General features: G+C 50.9%; 6 protein-coding genes. 2 read left to right on the forward strand and 4 right to left on the reverse strand.

Going from position 1 to position 5,968, the window contains the following annotated elements; translation table 11 throughout:
* Positions 1-874 (reverse strand): dTDP-glucose 4,6-dehydratase (gene rfbB / locus CWM58_RS27710; protein ID WP_100682216.1); only part of this gene is annotated, 874 nt, incomplete at its 3' end.
* A gap of 851 nt (positions 875-1,725) precedes the next feature.
* Between rfbB and CWM58_RS27715 the strand changes: the two genes are divergently transcribed.
* Entirely contained in the window at positions 1,726-2,730 is a 1,005-nt protein-coding gene (locus CWM58_RS27715; RefSeq protein WP_100682217.1) for an NAD-dependent epimerase, read from the forward strand.
* Between the two features lie 398 nt (positions 2,731-3,128).
* A complete protein-coding gene (locus CWM58_RS28975) occupies positions 3,129-3,251 on the forward strand; it encodes a small membrane protein (protein ID WP_004144151.1) in 123 nt (40 codons plus the stop codon).
* Positions 3,252-3,675: 424 nt separating this feature from the next.
* On the opposite strand, the gene ugd is transcribed toward CWM58_RS28975, so the two are convergent.
* The 3 genes from ugd to CWM58_RS27740 all read right to left on the reverse strand — a co-directional run.
* Entirely contained in the window at positions 3,676-4,842 is a 1,167-nt protein-coding gene (gene ugd / locus CWM58_RS27730; RefSeq protein ID WP_100682219.1) for a UDP-glucose 6-dehydrogenase, read from the reverse strand.
* A gap of 180 nt (positions 4,843-5,022) precedes the next feature.
* Complete coding sequence (gene rfbC / locus CWM58_RS27735; RefSeq protein WP_100682220.1) at positions 5,023-5,577, reverse strand: dTDP-4-dehydrorhamnose 3,5-epimerase; 555 nt, start codon at positions 5,575-5,577, stop codon at positions 5,023-5,025.
* 14 nt (positions 5,578-5,591) lie between these two features.
* On the reverse strand, positions 5,592-5,968 hold a 377-nt coding region (locus CWM58_RS27740; protein WP_165785863.1), incomplete at its 5' end, for a sugar nucleotide-binding protein.

The raw sequence follows: 5,968 nt of genomic DNA on the forward strand, positions 1-5,968 counted from the left end.
CGGTGACAAAAGTGATCAGGTCGGCGAAGTGGGCGATGTTGCCCGGCTTCTGCGCCACCACCTTGTCGAGAATGGCGCAGATGGTGCGCACCACGTCGATATTTTTACGCTCGTTATGACCGCCGATGTTGTAGGTCTCGCCGCTTTTGCCTTCGGTCGCCACTTTGTACAGCGCACGGGCATGGTCCTCGACATACAGCCAGTCACGGATCTGCTCCCCGTTGCCATACACCGGCAGGGGTTTACCCGCCAGGGCGTTAAGGATAGTCAGCGGGATCAGTTTCTCCGGGAAGTGATACGGACCATAGTTGTTGGAGCAGTTGGTCACCACCACCGGCAGGCCATAGGTGCGGTTCCAGGCGCGAACCAGATGGTCGCTGCCCGCTTTGGAGGCGGAGTACGGGCTGCTCGGCGCGTACGGAGTCTCTTCGGTGAACAGGTCATCGGTGCCGTGCAGGTCGCCGTACACCTCATCGGTGGAGATATGATGGAAGCGGAAGGCCTGCTTCTGCGCGTCCCCAAGCCCGGACCAGTAGTGACGGGCCGCCTCCAGCAGAGTGAAGGTGCCGATCACGTTGGTCTGGATGAAGGCGGCCGGGCCATCAATGGAGCGATCCACATGGCTTTCTGCCGCCAGGTGCATCACGATATCCGGGCGGAACTCGCTGAACTGGGCTGCCACAGCAGCAGCATCGGTGATATCAGTCTGGGAAAACGAGTAGCGTTCGCTCCCGGCCACCGGCGCCAGGGATTCGAGGTTGCCGGCATAGGTCAGGCAGTCCATCACGCGGACTTCATCCAGAGTACTTTCAATGATATGACGAACCACGGCAGAGCCGATAAAGCCTGCGCCCCCGGTGACAAGAATCTTCATACTTTCTCTCGTTTTTCAATGATTTAAATAATAAATTCTGTAATAACAAAAAACGCAGGCACGCTACCGCCATTGGCTATCGCAACCAAAATGCGTGGTGCCTCAGTAAATTGTATCTAACATGAGCTAAGATCAGCGGTGTCTACCGCGCTGTCTCATCATGCTGGAAAGTGCAAAGCAGCCAAACCGCGGCAACTTTGCTTGCTTTAGCGTCCATTCGCTATCAGGACTTTCCCAAACACCACAAGGTACGTCATCGAGAAGGAATGTGAAATGTCTTTAAAGTACCTGACAATCATCCCTTCAGGCGCCATTCAGCGATTGGTATCATGACAAAGCCATGCAGTCACCATTATGGCGTGCAGCATACTCAACAGTGAATAGTACCGGACGAGGTCGCGACGCATTATAGCGCTGGTCATGAAGAATAAAAATCAAAAAGCGGTTTGAATCAATTCAAGGTATGAATGGAACACTTTCGATACAACATCAAAACATTCAATAACTTGGCCATACATGATTCGGTTACAAGTTATCTCTGGTGACAACAACACTAATTAATTCGTATTTCACGAATAGATATACCTCTTCGTTCGGAAATTCATGATGTGTTTTATCGTGATAGCAGAATCCCAAGGGCTGGCTGCCCTACAACTGATTTTTATAGATAAGCTACAGGCATACTCAATGATATTTTTCTAAATGAATATCATTTGCATTAAATAGGAGTTAAGCACTACGGCGCCACTAGAACTCACATCCTGCAACTGTAAAGCAAGTGATCCCAACCGCAAGCCAGTGTAAAATCGGCACTTATGTAGAACGGGATATCCACACCCCGGAGGAAAAATATGAAATTTTTGGTCACTGGTGCCGCAGGTTTTATCGGCTTTCATATCGCGCAGCGCCTGCTGAATGAAGGGCATGATGTTGTCGGGATCGACAACATGAACGACTATTATGACGTCAGCCTGAAGCAGGCCCGTCTGGATCGCCTGGCATCTCCGGCATTCCATTTCCAGCAGCTGGATCTGGCTGACCGGGAAGGTATGGCAAAGCTGTTCGCCGCAGAGCAATTTGATCGCGTGATCCACCTGGCGGCCCAGGCCGGTGTGCGCTACTCACTGGAAAATCCGTATGCCTATGCGGACGCTAACCTGATGGGTTATCTGAATATTCTTGAAGGCTGCCGTCATACCAAAGTGAAACACCTGGTGTACGCCTCCTCCAGCTCGGTTTATGGCCTTAACCGTAAAATGCCGTTCTCCACCGAAGATTCCGTCGATCATCCGGTCTCCCTGTATGCCGCCACCAAGAAAGCCAATGAGCTGATGGCGCATACCTATTCCCATCTGTACAGCATCCCGACCACCGGGCTGCGCTTCTTTACGGTCTATGGGCCGTGGGGCCGCCCGGATATGGCGCTGTTCAAGTTCACGAAAGCAATGCTGGAAGGGAAAAGTATTGACGTCTACAACTACGGCAAGATGAAGCGTGACTTCACCTATATCGACGACATCGTCGAGGCCGTGGTGCGCGTTCAGGATGTGATCCCGCAGGCCAATGCCGAGTGGACCGTTGAGAGCGGTTCACCGGCGACAAGTTCCGCGCCATATCGGGTTTATAACATTGGCAACAGCTCACCGGTGGAACTGATGGACTACATCACCGCCCTGGAAGAAGCGCTGGGGATGGAAGCGAAGAAGAATATGATGCCCATTCAGCCGGGCGATGTGCTGGACACCAGCGCAGACACCCAACCGCTATATGACCTTGTGGGTTTCAAGCCGCAGACGTCAGTAAAGGAAGGCGTGAAGAACTTCGTGGAATGGTACAAGAATTACTATCAGATCTAATTCCCTGCCCTGCCGCAATCGTCAGGTTGCGGCAACCTCTTTTATGTAGCCCCCCGTCATCCTGCTGATATGTCGACTGAATGCGCATTCATTGTTTTATATATAATATTTTGTGCTAAAGACGGAATTTTTGTCTTTTTACTTGCCCGCCTGAAACCAGTTTCATCCAGCCTTTATCAGAAAAGCAAATATCCACGCGCCTGGTACTCAGACTTATCTTACATCCATCCCATTTTTGATAGTGAAAACAGCATTATATGCTGATAGATAAAAAACATTACTCATTGTAGGAATTTTCTCAAAAACAGGATATGTTAGGGATCTCAGTACGACAGACACGTACTGGCGTATTGCTTAACAACCTAATAATTCAACTAACAAACGCTGTGGTAGATATTATGGAAAACCTATTTTTCTTAGTGGTGGCTGCCATACTACTTGCGGTATCCGTTTATTTCTTGATTTCTTATTTGAAAGACAGAAAGAAAACGAAGCTGACATTTAATAAACGCAAGTGGTAACGCTGGCGCCTTATTGCAATTAGATTAAGATAATATTAAGAAATAAAATAATGATATGACAGAATGATCGTTCATTCTGCGTTTTATTGTGGCTTTAAGCCAAGGAAAAATAGTGCCTCCTGCGCCCTGTTCATCGTTTTTTTCTTAGCGCATAAATAACAAAAGCCTGCATTGCAGGCTTCGTTTTACCTCCCGGCGCTTATCTCCGGCATCTACATCACAGTGACGGTAGCTCTTCACAAGGTAAGTTTAACTTATCGGACCTGTTTTCAACCCGCAATGGATTTTGAGCAGGATCGTAATGTCCATCACAATTTATTGAGTTTAATCTGAATGAGCGAGAAATACGCGTAATGAGGGATATAGCGGGGAGGTAAAGGGAACATACTGGCGGCAGGGAGCCGCCAGTGACAGCCAGGCAGAATTAATCGTTACCAAACAGATCGCGGGTATAAACCTTGTCCGCCACATCCGCCAGCTCTTCCGCCATACGGTTGGAAATGATCACATCCGCCTCTTGTTTGAAGGCATCCAGGTCGCGTACGACGCGTGAGTTGAAAAACTCATCCTCCTGCATCACCGGTTCATAGATAATAACCGGAATACCTTTCGCCTTGATGCGCTTCATGATGCCCTGAATGGAAGAGGCACGGAAGTTGTCCGAACCACTCTTCATGATCAGGCGATACACACCCACCACTTTCGGCTTACGGGCGAGAATAGAATCCGCGATAAAGTCTTTACGGGTACGGTTGGCATCGACGATAGCCGCGATGATATTGTTCGGGACCGATTCGTAGTTCGCCAGCAGCTGCTTGGTATCTTTCGGCAGGCAGTAGCCGCCGTAACCAAAGGACGGATTGTTATAGTGGTTGCCGATACGCGGATCCAGGCATACCCCTTCGATAATCTGCTTGCTGTTCAGCCCCTGGCTTTCAGCATAGCTGTCGAGCTCGTTGAAATAGGCAACGCGCAGCGCCAGATAGGTGTTAGCGAACAGTTTGATCGCTTCCGCTTCGGTGGAGTCGGTAAACAGGGTCGGGATATCCTGCTTGATCGCGCCTTCTTTCAGCAGGTCTGCGAAACGTTCGGCACGCGCAGAGCGCTCACCAATGACAATACGCGACGGATGCAGGTTGTCGTACAGCGCACGGCCTTCACGCAGGAACTCAGGAGAGAAAATAACATTATCAATCCCTAAACGTTCTTTGATGTCGCGGGTAAACCCCACCGGGATGGTAGATTTAATGATCATCACCGCGTTCGGGTTGATCTCTGTGACATCGCGAATAACCGCTTCCACCGTAAAGGTGTTGAAGTAGTTGGTTTTGGGATCGTAATCGGTCGGCGTGGCAATGATCACGTAGTCGGCATTACGGTATGCGTCGTGCTTATCCGTGGTGGCACGGAATTTTAACGGTTTTTCTGCCAGATATTCCTGAATCTCTTTATCCACAATCGGAGAGATCTTCTGGTTAAGCATATCCACTTTGGCCTGTACGATATCCAGGGCAACCACTTCGTGGTTTTGCGCAATCAGGACACCGTTCGATAAACCAACATAACCTGTACCAGCGATAGCTATTTTCATTCGATTACACTTTAATCAGTTAACTGGGTAATGGCGGATAGCCACGAATTTAAATAATGCTGTTGGCGGTTTTACGCTGAGAAGGAAGGTAAGTCAAGTCAGCTGGTTGACCCGGCTTGTAAACGAATAAACATGACGAGCTCCATCTGGAACCCGCCATTTTAGGAAAAAACAACCTAATTATTTATATAATTCTGCGGTGGCCAGCGTGTGTGCCTGCAGATCTTTCTCCGACAGCGACAGTGCGCAGTCGCTCAGCGCCGGCCAGTCAATCCCTATCTCCGGATCGTTCCAGATGATGCTCCGTTCTGACTGTGGCGCGTAGTAATTCGTCGCCTTGTAGACAAACTGCACCGTGTCGCTCAGCGCCATAAACCCGTGGGCAAACCCTTCCGGGATCCACAGCTGACGTTTATTCTCTGCGCTTAGCACCGCGCCCACCCATTTGCCAAAGGTGGGCGATGAACGACGGATATCCACCGCCACGTCAAACACCTCGCCTTCCACACAGCGGACCAGTTTGCCCTGGGCGTGCGGAGCCAGCTGATAGTGCAGCCCGCGCAGTACGCCTTTCTGGGACTGGGAGTGGTTGTCCTGAACGAAATCCACCTGGCGGCCCACTGCCTCATTAAACACCTTGCTGCTGAAGCTCTCGAAGAAGAAGCCCCGCGCATCACCAAACACGCGTGGTTCAAAAATCAGCACCTCAGGGATCTCTGTTTTAATAATGTTCATCGTTTGCCACCCGTTTATTTGCCCAGCACTTCCGTTACCACGCGAGCCACACCCTGACGCCAGTCCGGGAGAGTCACCCCAAATGCCTGCTGGAATTTTTCATTCGACAGGCGTGAGTTCAGCGGACGCTTCGCCGGCGTCGGATAGGCCGTCGTCGGGATACCCTTCACTTCCTGAACCGCCAGCTCTGCACCGTGGGCTCTCGCCACTTCAAACACATAGCGGGCGTAGTCGCACCAGCTGGTCTCGCCGCTGGCCACCAGATGATAGGTGCCGGCCAGCGCCGGATTGCGCAGCGTTTCACGGATTGCCGTCGCCGTGCAGTCTGCCAGCAGCTCAGCGCCGGTGGGCGCCCCGTGCTGGTCGTCAATGATGGAGAGCGTCTCTTTCT

It is taken from the genome of Klebsiella sp. H-Nf2, assembly GCF_002806645.1.
Classification (GTDB): Bacteria; Pseudomonadota; Gammaproteobacteria; order Enterobacterales; family Enterobacteriaceae; genus Klebsiella; species Klebsiella variicola.

Excerpts from the sequence above, each read along its gene's own strand:
- CWM58_RS27715 (WP_100682217.1), top strand. The coding sequence starts at position 1,726 with ATGAAATTTTTGGTCACTGGTGCCGCAGGTTTTATCGGCTTTCATATC.
- CWM58_RS28975 (WP_004144151.1), top strand. The coding sequence starts at position 3,129 with ATGGAAAACCTATTTTTCTTAGTGGTGGCTGCCATACTACTTGCGGTA.
- ugd (WP_100682219.1), bottom strand. The coding sequence starts at position 4,842 with ATGAAAATAGCTATCGCTGGTACAGGTTATGTTGGTTTATCGAACGGT.
- rfbC (WP_100682220.1), bottom strand. The coding sequence starts at position 5,577 with ATGAACATTATTAAAACAGAGATCCCTGAGGTGCTGATTTTTGAACCA.